Origin of the sequence: Corynebacterium lactis RW2-5 (assembly GCF_001274895.1) — a bacterium.
In the GTDB taxonomy this organism is placed as follows: Bacteria; Actinomycetota; Actinomycetes; order Mycobacteriales; family Mycobacteriaceae; genus Corynebacterium; species Corynebacterium lactis.
Genome location: NZ_CP006841.1, coordinates 409,153 through 428,500 on the forward strand (window position 1 = coordinate 409,153; position 19,348 = coordinate 428,500).

The following is a 19,348-nucleotide window of genomic DNA, read 5'->3' on the forward strand; positions in this document are numbered from 1 at the left end:
AGGCCAACGTGACCATCATCACCCGTCAAACGCAGATTAATGCTGAGCGCGATTTCCAAGGAGATGCTGTACGCGACATCGTGGGGATTGGACTTGGCCCCGGAAATCTAGGGCTCGCAGTGGCCATAGAAGAGCAAGCCCCTGAACTGGATGTCCTCTTCTTAGAAGCGAACTCAGAGTTCCAATGGCACCCCGGAATGCTCCTCAAAGGCAGCAACATGCAGATTAGCTTTCTCAAGGATCTGGTCACCGTACGCAATCCTCAAAGCAGGTTCAGCTTCCTTAACTATCTTCATCACAAGGGTCGGCTGGTTGATTTCATCAACCGACAAACCTTCACTCCAGAGCGTGTGGAATTTGCCGACTACCTGCGATGGATTGCCGATCGCATCGTCGCGGAAACGCTGTACAGCACCAGCGTGACCTCAATTGACGCTCTTGTCGAGCCAGATGATGACGGAGCCCGGTTCATCGTCCACGCACAGCAGAAGCTGCAGGATTATGCCGGTGAAAAATGCCAGCGACAAGAAGTGTCAATTCGCTGCAAGAATGTTGTGGTTGCCCGCGGTCTAGAGAGCAAAATGCCCGCCTGGGCTGAGCATGATGACATTGACACTGAGCGAGTCTTCCACAACATCGATCTGATTCCCCGAAGCCGTCAACTTCTCAAAAGTGGGTGGGATCTTCGCCGCGTTCTCGTGGTCGGGGGAGGGCAATCCGCAGCAGAAACCATTCGATACTTCCATGATTGTCCTCACGTCGGTACGGTGACCGCGAGCTTCAATAGTTACGGATTCATTCCCGCCGATGACAGTCCCTTTGCCAACCGAGTCTTTGATCCGGCTGCCGTCGATGATTTCTTCGAAGCCCCAGAGGATGTTCGCAGCGATCTGTTGATTCGTCATCGCTATACCAACTATGCGTGCGTTGAATCCGAGCTGCTCGAGGAATTGCATGAACGTCAGTATCGGGAAAGCGTGACGGGGCGTAAGCGCTTGGACCTACGCCGGGCCACAGAGGTCTTGGGCGCGCGTAGTCGGACCGATGGCAGCGTTGACGTCGAAATTCGGCACCGAATCACCGGCGAAGTGGTGACGGAAAACTTCGATGTCGTTGTTTGCGCTACTGGCTTTCGCTCGCGAGGTCTTAACGGCATCCACAGCGGTAGCGATGAATTCAGCGTGACGAGGGACTACGGCGTCACTCGCAATGGACAGCGCGTGCCTGGTTTATTTGTTCAAGGAAATACCGAGTCAACCCACGGGCTGGGGTCCACCTTGTTGTCGAATATCGCTACCCGATCGGGAGAGCTCGTAGATGCCCTGACCAAGGAACTACGTGGGGAGAACCATCACGTGGATCGGCACCACGATCAAGTTTTTCCATGACGCCAAAAACACGCCTGGCCGTGAGCAGCCTCTAGTCATCCCTAAACAGGCTCTCCTGCCGGGCTCGCCGTGCATTTCCCCATCTTCGAAAGGGCCCCCGTGACCAAGCCTCTGTCTACGCATGTTCAACTGAGCACGCATGAAAGTGACGTGCTTCGCCGCTATCTCCAAGAATCGCCGGCTGCCACAAATGACAACCTGGCGCTGGCGCTCGCCCTCGGAATCTTTTATTGGGTGAGTCGCCGAGTGGATCCCGTCGGCCACGATGGCATTGACGTCGCGTTCATCGACTGCATTGCTCCGAAGCAAGAATCTGTTCAGCATGTACTGCGTGGTGACCAGCGTTTCCTAGAATTGCTCACCCTACGTGAGCAGGAAAGTTTCGGTAGCCGGGATCTAGGTCAGCACGGTCAACTATGTGTAGAGGGAGTGGAGGGGAATCGCACTTCAGTGCGCATACGAGTTGAAGGAGAGATGTGCGGCTCGCGCAGTTCCCTCGAACCTCAGGACTCGGGTACTCGTGACATCAGCGTGGATATTGAGATCAACCTCCCGAGCCATGCGGATGAGTCTTCATTGCGCGCGCTGAACGAATCTGCCGTGAAAAATACTGTGCGTGATGTGCTGGCATTTCCAGATCGCAGTCTCGCTACAGTCGGTGGCCCCAGCGAGAATGAGCGGATTGAACAGCAGTATCGGTGGAACCAAACGGATCGTGACCGAGACCGCCCTGATCTCATCAGCCTGCTGCTCGATCGCGCAGAGCGCACCCCAGAGGCGCCCGCGGTGGTGCATGGAGATCTGAAGCTGACCTACTCCGAACTTGTTGCGCACGCGACGTCGGTCGCGAAGGAGCTGCGCGCCAAAGGCATCGGAGACGGGGAGAGTGTCGGTATTTCGCTCCCGCGTAGTGCAGAGATGATTGTCGGCATTGTTGCCGTTCTTCTCGCTGGTGGAAGCTTTGTGCCTCTGGACCCCAGTTGGCCAGAATCTCGCAGGGAATCAGTGAGCAGAGATGCCGGGTTGGCATATGTGCTCACAGAGGCGAATTGTGTTGTGGGAGACTCCTCTGAAGTAGGCGTGGAGTCGGCGAGGAAGCTATTCACTCCGCCTTCTGAGGACGACGTCGCTTATGTCATCTTCACGTCGGGCAGTACCGGGCGTCCCAAAGGCGCCATGATTCGTCACGGTGCGATCGTGGAGCGTCTGTTGTGGCAGCGAGATCAGATCCTAGTCTTCGGTCAGGACGATGCTTCGCTTTTCAAGGCCCCACTCGCGTTCGACATTTCTATCAATGAGATCTTCCTGCCTTTGGTCAGCGGTGGGCGAGTAGTCGTCGCTGAGCCTGGAGTGGAACAGGATCCCACGCGCCTAGCCCGGCTTATACATAAAGAGCAAGTGACATTTGCTTACCTCGTGTCTAGCGTTCTGGACGTCATGCTCTGGCAATCCGAGCACACCAACCTCCTCGAGAGCTTGCGACATCTGTGGTGCGGAGGAGAGATGCTCACTCAAGCGCTGTTTCAGCGTTTTCGTCGGCAGCTGGCGATTCCGCTCTACCACGGTTATGGACCGGCCGAAGCGACTATCGGAGTGTCACATGTTATCTATCGCGGTGATGAAGACCGCCTGAACACAAGTATCGGTGTGGCCAATCCGAATTGTCGCCTTTATGTACTCGACGAAAACCTGCGAGTGGTTCCACACCAGGAAATTGGCGAGCTCTATGTCGCCGGCTACCTGTTGTCCGAGGGCTATATCAATGCTCCGGGTCTGACCGCCAGTCGATTCGTGGCTGATGTGTTTGCGTCGGATGGAAGCCGGATGTACCGGACAGGAGACCTCGTTCGACGACTAGACGATGGATCGTTGGAGTTTGTCGGCCGTTCGGATAACCAGGTGAAAATCCGAGGGATGCGCTTGGAATTGGAGGACGTCGAATCAGCTCTCGTCGGTCATCCCGCAGTGGAGTCCGCAAGTGTTATCGCTCGCGAGGGCCGTTTGCTCGGCTATGTCACGGTGGACAAAGCAAGCACCGATGCCTCAGCACTCGGCACTGATGCTGTGCCGATCAGAAACTGGTGTGCTGATTTTCTGCCTGAGTACATGGTGCCGGCGATCGTCACAGTGTTGGACGAACTGCCGCGGACCGTGAACGGAAAAGTCGATCGCCGTGCACTGCCAGAGCCAACATGGACGTTGACCAATGACAGCCCAGCAGATGCTGAGCGCGATGGGGAGACAGTGGCGCTCATTGCAGAAGCGATGGCAGAAACCCTGAAAATCCCCTCTTCCGGAGCTCACACTGACTTCTTCGACATCGGTGGGGATAGCCTAAGAGCGATTACGTTGCTCTCAACACTCGGGCGGCGTGGAATTGAGGTGAGCGTAGGGGATATTTTCACTGCCCGTACGCCCCATCAGCTAGCCCGCTTGGCGGAAGACCGCGGCAAACGCGCAGAAGACCCGGACGATAATCCCGTGGGCGAGGTTGATTCATTGCCAATCCTGAGGTGGTTTGATTCCGTAGCTCAACACTTCGACGGCTTTATCCAGTCTGTGGAGTTCGCTGTTCCAGATTGCGTGGATGAACAGTTGGCTCGACAGATGATCTCCAAGGTGCTGGATGCCCACCCTGCGCTCACAGCTCGCGTACACCGGAACCCCTTGCGTCTAGAGTTGCCTGATACAAAGGGCGAAAGCGCAGTCGTCCTAGCGCGGTCTACGGATACCGATGCGTTGGTGTCCCTTCTGGATCCGGATCATGGCGTGGTGCTCGTCGCGGGGTTGATTCCCGGCAGGCTGCGTCTTGTGGCACATCATCTCGTGGTTGATGGCGTGTCGTGGGACATTATCGGTGAAGATCTTGCTGCTGCCTACCGGGGCGAGGAGCTGCTCGCGGAGCGCACCTCGTTGCGTCGATGGTCACAACTCCTGCAAAGCGCGGTGGATAGGGGGAGTTTCGCAGAACAGGCCTCCGCGTCGCTCGCCACACTGCCTGAAGTAGACGAACCTCTACACGAACCCCAGCTTTCATCGCTGACAGACAGCGCTAGCACAACCGCGACCGTTAGGGATGAGCGCAGTGTCGTCCATGAAACTTCCGTGCAGACCACCGAGGAGGTCTTGCAGAAGGTTCCTCAAGCATTTCGCACCGGCGCTAATGCCGTGCTCTTGACCGCGCTGAGTGTGACATTGGCGCGGTGGCGCCGGAGCAGCCAGACGTGGAGCCTCGTGGAACTCGAGGGACATGGGCGTGAAACCCGATACGTGCCAGGTCCTCATGGCAGGGAAGCGGACCTTTCACGAACTGTCGGCTGGTTTACCTGCCTCTATCCCGTACTCATCGATCCCACCGACGCTGCACTTGACAGTGCTGGCATGAAGGAGCCGCACGATACTTCCGCACCTCCGCTGGCGCTCGCTCTCAACGCAGTAAAAGACCAGCTTAACGCCATTCCTGGCAATGGCGTTCCCTACCAAGCTCAAACATGGTTGGGCCATGCTGCGGAAACTCATTCTCAGGCACAGGTGCTGTTTAACTATCTGGGACGAGTGTCCACTGGCGCTGGGGACTTCTTGCCTGCGGAAACTACGGGACAACTTGGAGAACGACGCGATCCCCGGCAACCGCTTGTCCGGGAACTGGAGTTTAATGCGATTGCCGAAGAGACCGATGAAGGGTACGTACTGCGCACCACCATCTCGTGGGCTAATGGCAGAATTTCCCAAGACAGAATCGATGAGCTGCTGGAGACTTGGGATGCGGCACTGCAAGAAGTAGCCGCGCTGTCTGAGGTGCGCATGTTGTCGCAGGGGGATGTGGAACCTGCACCCGTCACGGCTGAGGACCTTGCCCACATCACCGCACGGAGTACCAAGCACCTTGTGGACGTGTTGCCTTTGACTGCGCTGCAACACGGCATGTACTTCCAAGCATTGTTTGATGAATCGGCCAGCTCCTATGTGGAACAACAGGTTCTCCATGTGGAATGCAGGGAAACTTTCGATAGGGAGCGCTTTACTCGCGCAGTTCGCCGACTGGTACAGCGACACCCTTTGCTGAGCGCTCGTCCATGGGAGACAAGTGCTGGAGATATGGTCGCGGTGATCGACCCAGGTATCGCTGAGAATATGCACGTCGACTATGTGGACGTAGCCGTTCCGGACACCCTCGGTGAAAATGAGCTCAGTGAGTGGCTCATGCAACGCGCGGAGACCATCGCTGCAGAAGACCTAACGCAGGGCATAGCGTTGCAGCCAGTTTCGGCGGATGGTCTGCTTGAACCATTGATGAGGTGGACAGTCCTGCTTCCCAGTGGGAATGCTGTCGATCAGGCGATGGTGTCGCCAAAGACCACGGGACAGGAATCTGGTGTGCCTCCCATTGCAGTGATTCAAACCGTCCATCACCTCGTCGCCGATGGCTGGTCCGTGCCGATCATGTTGCGAGACATTTTAGAAATCTACCGCGACGATGATGCTCGAATTCCCCGATACAATCCCCAGGCAGGAATCGCCGGGAGCGTTCGGTGGGTCGCCCGCAGGGATCATGAGGAAGATCTGGGGATCTGGCGGAGTGAAATGTTCAATGCACGCCCGACAGTGTTGTGCTCTGGTGCGTCACAGTCTTTGGAACGCCGAGAGCTGGACATCAGAGACACCCGGGTGGCACAGCTCAGTCAGCGTGCCCGTGAGGCTGGTGTAGGTGTGCCCGATGTGGTGCATGCCGCATGGGGACTGGTCCTTCGCGCTCTCATTGGATGCGAACCGGGAGCTGATGTGGTCTTTGCGACGTCAGTATCGGGGCGTGATATCCCCGTGCCCGGAGTGACTGATGCCGTAGGCATGCAGCTCAACACCATTCCGGTCGTCGCGCCGGGTGAGGCTGATCCAACGCTGCCCATCACCAGTCTGCTGCGCGCGATGATGCAGCACAATAATCGGGTACGTGACGTCCAGCATGTCAGCCTGAGTGATATCGCTCGCGACATGGGTACGAACGCCAGTGAGCTGCTAGACACCCTCATGGTGGTGGAAGTGCCCTTGTCAGCTGAGGATCTGGACTGTCCTGGTTCTCCTCTGACTGTGGCCGATGTGCGAAACAATGGTGTGCCACACTTCCCCTTGTCTGTTGTAGTGAATCCTTCTGCCGACAATCCTCTAAGGCTGATCTACGATCCGCAGCGGATTTCTGATCTTCGTGTGGAACGGATAGCTCAGATGCTTGCCGAGAGTGTGGATAGTCTCCTATCGAGGGCCGGGTCGGTGACCACGGTGGGCGAGATTTCCACGATGCTGGGTTCCATTGCTTCTTCTGCGGCCGACTCGTTCACCCTCGATTCCCTGTGGCGACGCAACACTGAGCACTTCAATGATCGCATCGCCCTGTCCTGCGTGGATGATAGTGGTGCAGCGCAGCAGTGGACGTATAAACAGCTGGATGACAAAGCGCAGTGTTTGCTTGCTGAGCTGGAAAGACGCGTTCGGGTGGACAAGCCCCGTGTGGTCCTGCTCTTGGACCGGGATGTCTGGCAGGTGGCAGCCATTGTTGCCACCGCTCTTTCTGGAGGAACCTTTATCCCCGTGGACTCGCTGTCCCCGCAGGATCGGATCGAGCTCATTGTGGATTCCTGCCAGCCCGACGCCGTCATCGTGACTCCCTCTGCACGAGAAACGCTCGACCAAATGGTGGATTGTCCAGTCATAGTCGCTTCTGAGGAGGCGATGCACCAAGAATCCCAGCCACGGGTTCCGTTGACTGGCGCGGTGGCGTCGAGAAACACAAAAGAACGTGTGGCCGTAAGAGCCGCTGAAGACGATATTGCCTATGTGATTTACACGTCCGGATCCACTGGACGCCCCAAGGGAGTGGCAGTCACTCACGCAAACGTCGTGAGTATGTTGCAGAATGCCCGAAGCCATGTGGAGTTTTCGAAGCAGGACGTGTGGTCGATTAGCCACAGCTTCGCATTCGATTTTTCTGTGTGGGAGTTGTGGGGCGCGTTTAGCTCTGGTGGGCACGCAGTGGTGATGCCCTACGCTTTAATGCGCTCTCCGGAAGATGCGGGCCGTGTATTGCAGGAGCAGGGGGTGACGATACTTAGTCAGACACCGACGAGCTTCTCCTCGCTCGAGCCCTACCTCGGTGCTCAATCCGCTGTGCGCGTAGTGGTATTCGGTGGTGAATCCTTGGAGGCTAAGACCGCAGCATCTTATTGCGCTGCGCATCCGCGTATTCGCTTTATCAACATGTACGGCATTACGGAGACTACGGTGCACGTCACGGCACATGAATGTTCCGTGGATACCGGGGAGCCGAAATGTCCCATCGGACATCCAATGGATGGGTTACGAGTCTATGTCTTGGACAACAACTTGCAGCCGGTGAGAGCAGGCGAGACGGGAATCATTTACGTGTCCGGCTCGCAGGTCACTGCTGGCTATATGGGGTTGCCGGGGATGACAGCCTCGCGCTTCGTTGCCGATCCTTTCACGGGCGATGGAAGTCGGATGTATTGCAGCAATGATCTGGCGACTGTGTTGAGCAATGGGCATCTCGATTATGTGGGCCGTGCGGATCGGCAGGTCCAGTTGCGCGGCTACCGGGTAGAGCGGGGAGAGATTGAAGCTGCGTTGGAGGCAGTACCGGGCGTACGTGAGGCCGCTGTGGTCATCGTTGAGACCCCGGAGGGCCAGGTTGCGGGGGCGCTGTTGATCGTAGATCCTCGGGAGGACGCCAACGCAGTGATCGCTCGAGCGGCTGCGAAAGCACGAAAGGCGTTACCTGCATACATGGTTCCGCAACGTTTTGCAGTGAGAGCTGAAATGCCGCAAACGATTAATGGAAAGAGAGATGACAGAGCTGTTGTTGAGCTCCTCGGAGAGGACGTGGAACAGCCGAAACAGACAGATTCTTCGGACACAGTGGAGATGATTGCGCGCGCAATTGCAGAAGCCCTTCGGCTCGATCCAGAGCAGGTGGATGCTGACTCAGATTTCTTCCGCTTGGGTGGAGACAGCATCCTTGCGATTCGCGTTACTCATGTGTTGGCGCGGGCGGAATTAAGCGTGACCCCACGGGACTTCTTTCTCGGGCGTACACCACGGTTGATCGCCGAACGTGTGGAAGCCAAGCTCGGCGAACGGGTGCGTTCGGTGAATAAGCAGAATCACACGAATACCGACGAGCAAATGAATATTGCCTATCAAAAGAGTACCGACCCGGCAGAGCAAGCTGGTGCATTTCCCGCTTCGGCGATGCTGCGCAGGCAATTGGGTTTGGGAATGAGCGATCGTTTTGTTCAGGCTCATCGGCTAGATCTGGGGCCGGTGGGCGTGGAGCAACTCCGGCAGGCTGTGCAGCTGGTGGCTGAAGCTCACCCCATACTTCGGGCTCAAGTGGAGACGCATCGTGCAGCTGAACAAGCAGAAGCACAGCGTGCGAGCGCCCGCTTTGTCATTCCAGAACCTGCAGATTCCTCCGTACACAAGCAAGGAGAGGAAGTAGGTCCGCTGGTGCTTCCCACCCTGAGCATCGACACGTTGATTGAGCACATTGATTTAGAGCGTGGTCGCACTCTCGTTCTGGGATGCGTGGATGGCTATGTGAAGGCTGTTGCACATCATGCTGTCATTGACAGCGCTAGTTGGATCATTGTGGAAGATGATCTGCGAGATGCGGTAGCTGGGCGGAAAGTTTTGCGTGAGAAGTTCAGCTATAGAGCTCTTACGCAGCGTGAGCTTATCGACGCACACGCTGTGTCTTCTCCAGATCTCGACCATTGGACCGCGGTGGCGTCCGTCCCACGTCCAGTTGAAGGAGTGAATCAGTGGAGCGCGGATCTCGTTGAGACAACAACGGTGACAATTGGAGGTAACACGGCGAGAATCATGCAGGATATTGCGCCTGCTGTCATGGGCGTGGAAGTGCAAGATCTCGTCACTGCTGTCGTCACCGTTGCCGTCGCACGCATCATGGGTATCAACCTGCCTAGCGATGATGATGTGCCACTGTGGGCCGTTGATGTGGAGGGGCATGGTCGTCCGGAGGATCGGGATTGTGCTCGAACCATCGGTTGGTTCACCACGATTTCTCCCGTGACGCTTCCTCTTACCGATGTAGCGCATGCGGCGCGTGTTGCTGCTGAGATGCGAAGGAACCATGAACAAGGCAAGGCACCGGATCGCCGCACCTATCAAGGGATTCGTTACACCCACCCTCAGGGCGCAGAATTGCACTCGCGAGGAGCACAAATCCTGGTCAACTACCTTGGGCGTGGAGAGACAGATACGGTCCTCAGCGTTCCTCGGGATCCTGCATGCACATGGACGAACTACCTCGTGGAAACCGACGTGTGGGCCAGCGACCAGCAGTTGCACATGGACCTAGCGGTGATCGGATCATTGATCTCGGCGGCATGCCTGGAGGCTGCTATCAACGACGTGGCCCAAGAATTGTGTGAGCTCGTCAGCCACGCGGAGATCACAACGGGGCGAAAGGCTCCACTGAGCGTGTTGCAACGCGGAATATGGTTCCAGTCTTCAGTCTCTTCCCCCGGTGCCTATGTGGCGCAAACAATGTTGACGTTCAACCGAAAGCTGGACGCGGACGCCGTGGTAGAGGCGTTCCAAGATACAGTCACGGTGCATCCGGCCATGGGAGCGTCCTTCCGCACCAATTATTCCGGCCTTCCGGAGCAAACATTGCCGTGGTCCGGGCGCGGAATAAATCTGCCCGTCGAGGTGATTGAGGGCGATGTAGAAACCATCATGTACGCAGATCGCCGCGCAGGTGTGGACCTCACCCGTGCGCCTTTGGCGAAAGCGAAGATTATTCCCGCCACCGGCGAGCAACAGGGCGATACGCTGCTACTTACCTATCACTTGATCCTGGTTGATGGCTGGTCGAGAACAACGATGTTGCGTACCTTCCTGGAAAGGTTGACCGCGCGGTCTGGGCCGGAAGGAAGCAGAGAAAACAACGAAGTCGTGGCTGCTCAGCCAAACATTGTGGATGTCCTGCAGGACACCGTTGATGAAACCAAGGAGCAGACCGATAGCCACTATTGGGCACAGCGATTGAGGACCTTGTCCCAGCCCACGATCATCGCTCCTCGCGCTGCTGCGCTGCCCCTCGAGCCGTCAGTGTGTGAGTTGCCGCGACAACTTTTTGCTGAACTCGATGAAGACATGACTGACGCACTCAGTAGCACGATCCGAACGTGCGGGGTGACTTTAACCTCGGTCGTTAACGCCGCCGTTGCTGTGGCTCTCGGCCAGGCCACAGGCGACCCAGACGTTGTGTTTGGTCAATCCGTGAGCGGACGCGATGCGTTGAAGGACTCAGCAGCATCAGATGTGGTGGGAGTGCTACTCAACACAGTGCCGATTCGGGTCACCACACGTCCCGAACACACATTGGAGCAGTTGGTCAACGATGTTCATATCCAGCGTATCGAGGATATGGAACACGATGCCGCGGATCTGGGTGCCATTCAGAAACAATTAGGCGTGGAAGCGCTATTCGACTCGATGGTCGTGGTGCAGAATTTTCTCGACCTTGATGCGGCTGCCGAACTGCGTTCGCGACATGGCGTGGTGCGAGAACGCGCTGAAGACTCCACACACTTCCCCTTGACGTGGGTGTTTACTCCTGGAACACATTTGGGTATCAAGTTGGAGTTTCGTCAGGATCTTGTCGATGAAGACCTCGCAGCATCAGTATTGGAGACAGTGACGAGTATTCTTCGAGCGTACGTCGACCGGGCTGATATTCCCCTTGCCCAGTTGACTTCGCCCAGCTCGCAAGTGCACAGTGGTTCAATCGGGGCATCGGACGCACAGTCGCAAATTGTATCCTGGCAGCAAGGTGAAGGGATTGAACGCACGATCGTGCACGAGCTTGCGGATACAGCACGGCGCTTTCCCGAGAATGTGGCCATCGTGGACAGCTCCCAACAGTGGACCTTCCGCGATGTCGTGGGGCGTTGCTCCGATCTAGTCCGAAACCTAAGGATCCACGAAGTGAGCCGAGGCGATACCGTCGCCATCGCGGTGGAGCGCTCCGCTCATTCCGTCATTGCTCTTCTCGGTGCTCTATGGGCGGGAGTTCGCTATGTTCCGCTCGACCTCACTCATCCGGATGGGCGCCTTCAAGCAATCCTCGAAGACAGCCGACCTGCGCTCGTGCTGGTGGATCCAGGCTCGAAGATGCGAATGGAGCGGCTGGGCGATGAGCTTTGCATCGATGTCACCACGATGAATTCTGCAGCCGCTTTTACCTCACCTGTAGCAACACCTGATGACGATGCTTACCTGATGTACACATCGGGTTCGACGGGCAAACCGAAGGGAGTGGTTATTCAGCATCGTGGACTGCAAAATATGTTGGACAATCACCGTCGAAAAATCTTCGCACCAGCAGCGAGAGATGGACAGGTCCTGCGGATCGCGCATGCGATCAGTTTCGCGTTCGACATGTCGTGGGAAGAGCTCTTCTGGCTTACCGAGGGGCATGAAGTGCGCATCTTCTCCGAAGACTTAAGGCGCGATGCAACGTCCATGGTTGAAGCAATCCACGAACATCAGGTGGACGTTATCAATGTCACCCCAACAGTTGCCGAACAGTTGATTGCTGAGGGCATGTTCCAAGCCGGCCAGCACCGCCCGCGGGTGGTACTGCTGGGCGGCGAGGCCGTCTCGCAAAACCTGTGGAATGCGCTGCGCAATGCCGAAGGTGTACGTGGATATAACCTTTATGGTCCTACCGAATACACCATCAACGCACTGGGAGCAGGTACCGATGAGAGCGCCTTGCCCGTCATTGGCAAGCCCGTCGACCGTACTGCCGCGTTCGTGTTAGATACGTGGTTGCGTCCGGTTTCCCATGGAATGGCGGGAGAATTGTACTTAGCTGGGAGCGGCCTTGCGAGTGAATACTTCGGGCTGCCTGCACGAACCGCGAGCTCAATGGTCGCCTGTCCATGGGGAGCTCCTGGCGAGCGCATGTATCGCACCGGAGATATAGTGCGGTTGCGAGCAGATGGTCTCTATGAATACCTCGGTAGAAGTGACGATCAAGTGAAGATTCGCGGCCACCGAGTGGACCCAGGTGATGTCTCGGCTGCCGTGATGCGGAGCGCAGACTCTAGAATTCTCCAATGTGTGACGGGTTCCGTTGACGTGTCCGGCAGCACCGCTTTGGCGTGCCATGTCGTCGCCCCGAGCGTGTGTGGTTCGAATCCGACGACGAAAAAGGGTTTCCTTACCGCCATCCGAATGGCACTGCGGGAAGAACTCCCGAGCTATATGATTCCGGAGCGATGGTCGATTGTGGAAGAAATCCCAATGACATCCAACGGCAAGGCGGACTTCGCTGCGCTCGGGTCCGGCGATCGTATTGCAGAACAGGGACGTGAACCTGTCGGCGAGGTTGAAGCAGTGGTGGCAGAACTGTTCGCGGAGTCTCTGGATATTGAGCCGGAAGAAGTGCCCGCGGATGTTGACTACTTTGACCTCGGCGGGCATTCCATGGCGGTGATTAAGCTCTGCGCTTTGCTTCGCGGAGAATGGGGCGTGTCTGTGGGAGTGCGTGAGTTCTATGCACTGAGAACCGTCGAGCGCGTCGCGAAGCGTGTGGAAGGAGGTGTGCAGTCTTGATTGCGGGATTCTCCTCTAGCCCATAAGTTCGCGGAGTGAAGGGATAATGTGGTGTCTCCACGTCGCTGGATCGTGCCCTCCCGGCGTGCGAAGGTTGGATGTGTGAAAACCGCTGCGGGTGAGTTCGGTTGCAACGGTGTCTACATGACGATGCATGAGGGGCTCCTCGGCTCCAGCAGTGACGATGATGCGTGGCCGCTGAGGGGATACGTGGGAGGTCGATTCCTGGCCGGGGTCACAGAGTCTTTGTTCCCTTAGGGCTGCGGCTACCGAACCGCCGGCGGGGCCTTTGGTGAGGTCTGTCTCCGGTTGATCTGCTGACCACCACACCGCGGGGGATTGGGCGAGGACACCCCGGACGGCGGATGGTTGTTCTTCTGCAGAAAGAATGCCGGCTCGGAGGGCGGCCAAGCCGCCGAGGCTCTGGCCTACGATGATCATTTCGCTGTTTCCGATGACCTGAGGTATTTGCGTGGCGAGGGCGTGGGCGCAGTGTTCGGAGATGTATTCTTCGCGTCGGTTTTTGGCGGCGGGCAGAAAGAGTCGATTGATTTCGGGTAGCGAGCCTGAGTGTACGGCAAGGTCTAGTGCGGTGGTGAGGTCGTGAAGATGAATCCAGTCATCGCCGTCGAGGAACACAGCGGTGATTTCTGCGGCACGATCGTCGAAACGGGCAGTACAGCGCCTGTGGAAGATGCTTTGCTCCAAGCGCAGGCGGCGGCCTGGGAGTTCGGCGATGGCGTGTGAGGGGCGAGATGGCCAGAGATCTCGATTGACGCTATCAGCAGAGAGAATGCTGGAATGGGGACCTGCCCCGTCGTGGTTGTGTGGATCTGGAATCGCGCGGTCATCAAGGTGGAATCCGTAGGTGACTTCAACGTCTTCGGGGACGTGTACCTCTACGGTGGATTCTGAGGGGCACAGGGGAATATCGGCTCGGTAGGGGTCCACAAAAACTACGGAGCTGGCATGGGGTGGTACGGACAGATGGTGAACGGTGGTTGCGTCGTTGTTTCGAGGCACAGGAAGCTTACTTTCATCGTTGACGACATAGGTAAGACTAAGCTAACATTTCCGACATGCGAGTTGCTGTTTTTGGCTTTCAGTCATGGGGACATCGGACACTGTCTGCGGTTATCAATGCTGGTCATCAAGTGGTTCTAGTAGTTACGCATCCGACAAGCGATCATCCCTACGAGCAAATGTGGGCTGACTCGGTTGAGGAACTCGCCATAGAAAACGGTCTCCCAGTCTGTGTTACTGAGCGGGTGGGAGATGACGTTATCGACGCATTGCGGACTGCCGCTCCAGACATCATCGTGGCGAATAACTGGCGAACTTGGTTACCTCCAGAGATTTTTAGCGTGCCTCGGCATGGTGCGCTGAATGTCCATGATGGGCTGCTTCCTGAATATGCGGGATTCTCTCCTATCTTGTGGGCACTGCTGAACCGCGAGACCCATGTTGGTGTCACGGTGCATGAGATGAATGAAATTCTGGATGGTGGGCCTATCGTTGCCCAGCACGCGATTCCGGTGGGACCAGAGGACACCACGACAGATTTGGTTCTTAAGACCATTGACCTCATCGAACCACTGGTTAAGCGGGCGTTGAATGATGTTGCCGAAGGGCGCGTTCAGGCGCAGCCTCAAGATCCCAACCGTGCCACCTATTTCCATAAGCGTGACGAGCAGGAATCTCGCATAGATTTCACCCAACCTGCGGAAGATATCGCTCTGCTGGTGAGAGCACAATCAGATCCGTACCCGAACGCATTTTTTGAGTTTCGGGGCCAGCGGATTCGTGTCCTCGCTGCACATGTATCTCGTGGCCGATTTGGGGGCGCCCCTGGTCGAGTGACCGTCCCTTGCGAGGGAGGAATCGCGGTGGTCTGCGGTGCTCATCGTGCATACGCCCCTGCACCGGCCATTGTGCTTGACCGGGTTCGCCTCGACGACGGATCTGAGCTTCTAGCAACTGAATTCTTCGGGCACAGAGCAGGATATATCGAACCTAAGGTGTAACCCCTTCCCACTGTGGATAGCCATAGTCGCGTGCTGTGAAATCCACCCGTTCTCACGGAGAAAGAATGACCATTAAGAAAATTATCGCTAGTGCCGCTGTGGTGCTGACCTTAGGCGCAACCGTTGCCGCGTGTTCGAGCAATGAACAGGACAGTAAGGCACAGGAGTCTCATGCAGCTGAGGCGGAACAAGGGGCATTCCCCACCACCATCGAACACAGGTATGGCGCTACAGAGATTAAGGAAGCGCCCAAGCGGGTGGTGTCTCTCGGCTACACCGATCAGGACGCATTGCTGGCGTTGGGAGTCACTCCAGTGTCAGTGAAGTACTGGGATGGGATGACGCCGGACGGCCAGGCTGCTGGAAACTGGTCAAACAAGAAGATCGAAGGCAATCAGCCGCGTATCGACAAGGATTCGGAAGTCAACGCCGAAGCCATTGCCAAGGACAATCCTGACCTCATCGTGGCCGTGTACTCCGATATCGACGAGGACACCTACAAGAAGCTGTCCAAGATTGCGCCAGTTGTCGTCCAACAGGGCAAATACGAAGAACTGCAACAACCGTGGGATGTCACCACAGAGCAAATTGGCCGAGCAGTGGGTAAGCCTGAAGAAGCCAAGCGTCAGGTTCAGAAAGTCAAAGACAAATTCGACGCATTGAAGAAGCGTCACCCAGAATGGGCAAATAAAGAGCTGGGCGTTGCAACAATCGAAGAGGAAAAGCTGGCCGTTTTCTCTGAAGGCGATCCACGGAGTCGTTTCTTCACGCAGCTGGGCTTCAAGATCAACCCAGCATATGCCGGCATCACGAAGGGTAAGTTCTACGGTGAGGTGTCGAAGGAGAACGCTGACCTCGTGGATTCAGATGTTCTGATCTGGGATCAGTTGTCCTATTCCCCGAAGAAGGGCAAGGCTTCCGTGACCGAGGATCCGATTGTATCCAAGCTCCGCGCTGTCAAGGGCGGAGCGAGTGTCTACCTAGAAAAGGACTTGGAAAAGGCCTTCGGATGGCAGACAGTTCTCAGCTTGGATTATGTGCTGGATAACATCGAGAAGCCTTTGGCGGACGCCACACGCTAGCGTGCGTTCCTGAGGCTAGCTCTAGACGATGGTCTGAGGCTAACTCTGGAAAAGACATTGAGAGGGTGGCAATGAGCCACCCTCTTTCTTTTAAACATGTCTACCTGTGCTTATCTTCCCTCATTCAAAGGGTTAATGGGGGACGACCAAGGGGCCGCCAGTAACTGGGTCGGTGATGACCAAGGCGTTGAGAGCAAAAGCCTCGTGCAGGATTTTAGGAGAAATCACGTCCACCGGATGTCCACTGGCCAGAATTTCACCATTTTTCATCACGATGAGGTTGTCGCTGTAGCGGATTGCCAAGTTGAGATCGTGAAGCACCATCGCGACGGTTCGGTTCAATTTTCGACGCAACTTCTGGACGAGCTCCAAAATCTCTACTGACGTTGCCAGATCAAGGTAGGTAGTGGGTTCGTCGAGGAAGAGGATATCTGTGTTTTGAGCCAAAACCATCGAAATCCACACGCGTTGCCGCTGACCTCCGGACAAGGAATCCAAAGTGCGTTCCGCCAGTTCCAAAGAGCCGGTGAGCTCAAGTGCCTGGCGAACCTCATGCTCATCCGTGGAGGACCATTGGCGCATCCATGATTGGTGAGGGTGACGGCCTCTGGAAACGAGATCTGCGACTCTAATACCCTCTGGGGCTAGCGGAGTCTGGGGGAGGATACCGATGGTTTGCGCGATATCTTTGCGCTTCATCGTGGAAATGTTGGTGCCATTGACGTAGACCTCGCCAGCCCTTTTGGGGATGAGCTGAGACATTGCCCTAAGTAGTGTTGACTTACCACTACCGTTTGCTCCGATAATGGTCGTTATCTCTCCGACGAGGAGGTCTACGTCGAGATTGTCAATGACAGTGCGTTCCTCATATCCCACTATCAGTCCGCGGGCAGTCATGCTGGGGTGTGGAAGCAGAGATGGTGCCGTGTTGACATTGGGTTTATCGGTGTGGAGTAGATGGCTCATTGGATTGAGTTCTTTCGATTGCGTTGAATAAGTAGATAGATAAGGAACGCTCCGCCGATAGCAGAAGTGAGAATGCCTACGGGTAGTTCAACTGGTAAGAGCGATTGGGTGGCCATGTCTGCCAATAACAACAGAGCGGCTCCGGTGAGTGCGGACGCCAGAAGGGGAGGAGCGGAGGAATCGCATAGGCGAAGGGCCAATTGGGGCGCGACGAAAGCAACGAATCCAATGGGGCCTGCCACCGACACTGCTATGGCGGCAAGAGCGACTGCCGTACCAAGCAGTGCGATCTGTACGCCTCGAATATTTTGCCCCAGGGCGCGGGACAGGTTGGGGCCCAACACTGTCACCAAGAGTTGATGACTGATCCACGCTAGAGGTGGGGCCAACAGGAGCACGGTCACAACGACGGGCCAGGTTTTCGACCATTGCGCGGAGGCAAGTGATCCTGTGAGCCAGAGCTGAGCAGTGGAGGCATCTCGCAAGTCTGCACGGATCATCAAGAAGTTCATATATGACGTCAAGATGGCAGAGATAATGAGGCCGAAGAGAACGAGGCGGAAGGAATCAGTCGCGTGCTTCCACGTCAGCATCCACATGACTGCAGCTGTGATGATCGCACCAAAAAGGGCTGCTAAGGGTATTCCAATGCCGCTCAGCCATGCTAGAAAACCGGTGGCGCCGGATCCTAGTGTTATGACGGTGACGGCCGCTGCGGATGCGCCGGCAGTGAAACCTAGAATATCTGGGCTGGCTAATGCATTTCGGGTGACGGACTGAGTGAGCGCACCCGAGAGGCCTAGCGCGCAGCCGACTGCAATCGCGGTCACCGTCCGTGGCATGCGCCACTCCCACACTACGAGCCGTTCGATGCGGGACCCGTGGTCTGTGAAAATGACCTCGAGCACGCGGGGAGCCGAAATTGGGAATTCGCCTAATCCGATGGAAAAAGTCCCGAGCACGGCAATTGATGTGAGTAATAGCAGTGACACGCACAATGCGCGTGGTCGCCATACGCAGGTGAAAGGGCCCACGCGGAATTGTGGACGGCCGGGAACCACAGCCTGAGAGGTGCGGGTAAATGAGGTACTCATGAGATGGACACCATCCGGCGTCGATAAACAAGGGCCATAAAGAATGGGGCGCCCACGAAGGCGAGCACGATGCCCACTTGCAGCTCCCCGGGGCGGGCGATGATACGCCCCACGATGTCGGCGGTCAACAACATGATTGCCCCAGACAGAGCAGAAAAGGGGATAATCCACCGATAGTCGGGTCCGGTGAAGGCACGAACGATGTGTGGAACGGTAAGCCCAATGAAGGTAATCGGACCGGCGGCTGCGGTTGCTGCGCCGGCCAGAAGGGCGATGAGGGCCATGCCTACAAGACGGGCACGCTGAGTATTGACTCCCAGTCCCGCGGCGATGTCATCGCCAAGGTTGAGGAGGTTGAGCTGTGGTGCAGTAGCGCACGCAGCAATGATGCCTACAGCGATAAAGGGGAGAACACCCAAGAAAACAGAGAGATCGCGGCCCGCTATGGAGCCGATTGTCCAGAAGCGCATGTGATCCAGGCTCGCGTCATTCGTGAGAATGATTCCGCTGATGATGGCACTGAGGACAGCTGACAGAGCGGCGCCACCAAGCACGAGGGTTAGTGGGGTCGAGAAGCCACCGCCGACAGATGCGAGTCCGAATACCGCCATTGTCGCGATGATGGCGCCAATAAATGCCCACAGGCTTGTGGCCCACGCGGAGGTGACGCTAAACAGGCTAAAACTGATGACAACAGCGAGGGCTGCTCCGTAATTAATGCCTAAGATTCCTGTGTCGGCGAGAGGATTGCGTGTGTGTCCTTGAATCAATGCGCCCGATATGCCCAGTGCGGCTCCAGCAACAAGACCAAGCAGAGTCCGGGGAATGCGCAGTTCGACGATGATTCTCTGATTCACGTTTAAGGCGTCAGTATGCGTGAAAACGGTGGAGAGGTTTTGGAAGACTGAGGCGACTTCTGCCGTGGGGATGGGCCGAGATCCGATCATGACGCTCAGGATCGTGCTGGCGCAGAGCAGTATGGCAAGTGCCACAAAGCTTACAAGGCGCCTTGAAGGGAAACGGGTACGGAATCGAGGGGGGTGGATGAGGGAAGCTATGGATTCCTCCTTGGGGCCGGGCCGAGTAGCGAAGAGCTGTTGCAGGAGATCGGCCTGTGCGCCTTGTGGTGCCGA

At 56.6% G+C, this 19,348-nt stretch carries 8 protein-coding genes; 4 read left to right on the forward strand and 4 right to left on the reverse strand.

Annotated elements, in window-relative coordinates; translation table 11 throughout:
* The first annotated feature begins 8 nt into the window (after positions 1–8).
* On the forward strand, positions 9–1,388 hold the full coding sequence (locus CLAC_RS01700) for a lysine N(6)-hydroxylase/L-ornithine N(5)-oxygenase family protein (RefSeq protein ID WP_053411430.1): 1,380 nt from the start codon (positions 9–11) through the stop codon (positions 1,386–1,388).
* Between the two features lie 99 nt (positions 1,389–1,487).
* Positions 1,488–13,049, forward strand: a complete 11,562-nt coding sequence (locus CLAC_RS01705) for a non-ribosomal peptide synthetase (RefSeq protein WP_245621934.1) — start codon at positions 1,488–1,490, stop codon at positions 13,047–13,049.
* Positions 13,050–13,064: 15 nt separating this feature from the next.
* Here the strand turns inward: CLAC_RS01705 and CLAC_RS12215 are convergent, their stop codons facing one another.
* Positions 13,065–14,072, reverse strand: coding sequence for an alpha/beta hydrolase-fold protein (locus tag CLAC_RS12215; RefSeq protein ID WP_082313001.1), 1,008 nt, complete (start codon positions 14,070–14,072; stop codon positions 13,065–13,067).
* A gap of 56 nt (positions 14,073–14,128) precedes the next feature.
* Here CLAC_RS12215 and CLAC_RS12220 point away from each other — a divergent pair, with 56 nt between their 5' ends.
* Positions 14,129–15,073, forward strand: coding sequence for a methionyl-tRNA formyltransferase (locus CLAC_RS12220; protein ID WP_082313003.1), 945 nt, complete (start codon positions 14,129–14,131; stop codon positions 15,071–15,073).
* Between the two features lie 65 nt (positions 15,074–15,138).
* Positions 15,139–16,155 carry an iron-siderophore ABC transporter substrate-binding protein gene (locus CLAC_RS01725; RefSeq protein WP_053411434.1) on the forward strand — a complete coding sequence of 339 codons (1,017 nt, stop codon included), beginning with the start codon at positions 15,139–15,141 and terminating at the stop codon, positions 16,153–16,155.
* A 132-nt stretch (positions 16,156–16,287) separates the two neighbouring features.
* Here the strand turns inward: CLAC_RS01725 and CLAC_RS01730 are convergent, their stop codons facing one another.
* The 3 genes from CLAC_RS01730 to CLAC_RS01740 form a co-directional block, all read right to left on the reverse strand.
* Positions 16,288–17,052: an ABC transporter ATP-binding protein gene (locus CLAC_RS01730; protein ID WP_053413191.1), complete on the reverse strand. Its 765-nt coding sequence runs from the start codon at positions 17,050–17,052 to the stop codon at positions 16,288–16,290.
* A 65-nt stretch (positions 17,053–17,117) separates the two neighbouring features.
* A complete protein-coding gene (locus CLAC_RS01735) occupies positions 17,118–18,215 on the reverse strand; it encodes a FecCD family ABC transporter permease (protein WP_053411435.1) in 1,098 nt (365 codons plus the stop codon).
* Entirely contained in the window at positions 18,212–19,162 is a 951-nt protein-coding gene (locus CLAC_RS01740) for a FecCD family ABC transporter permease (RefSeq protein ID WP_082313480.1), read from the reverse strand. Before CLAC_RS01740 ends, CLAC_RS01735 begins: the two co-directional genes overlap by 4 nt.
* Positions 19,163–19,348 lie beyond the last annotated feature (186 nt).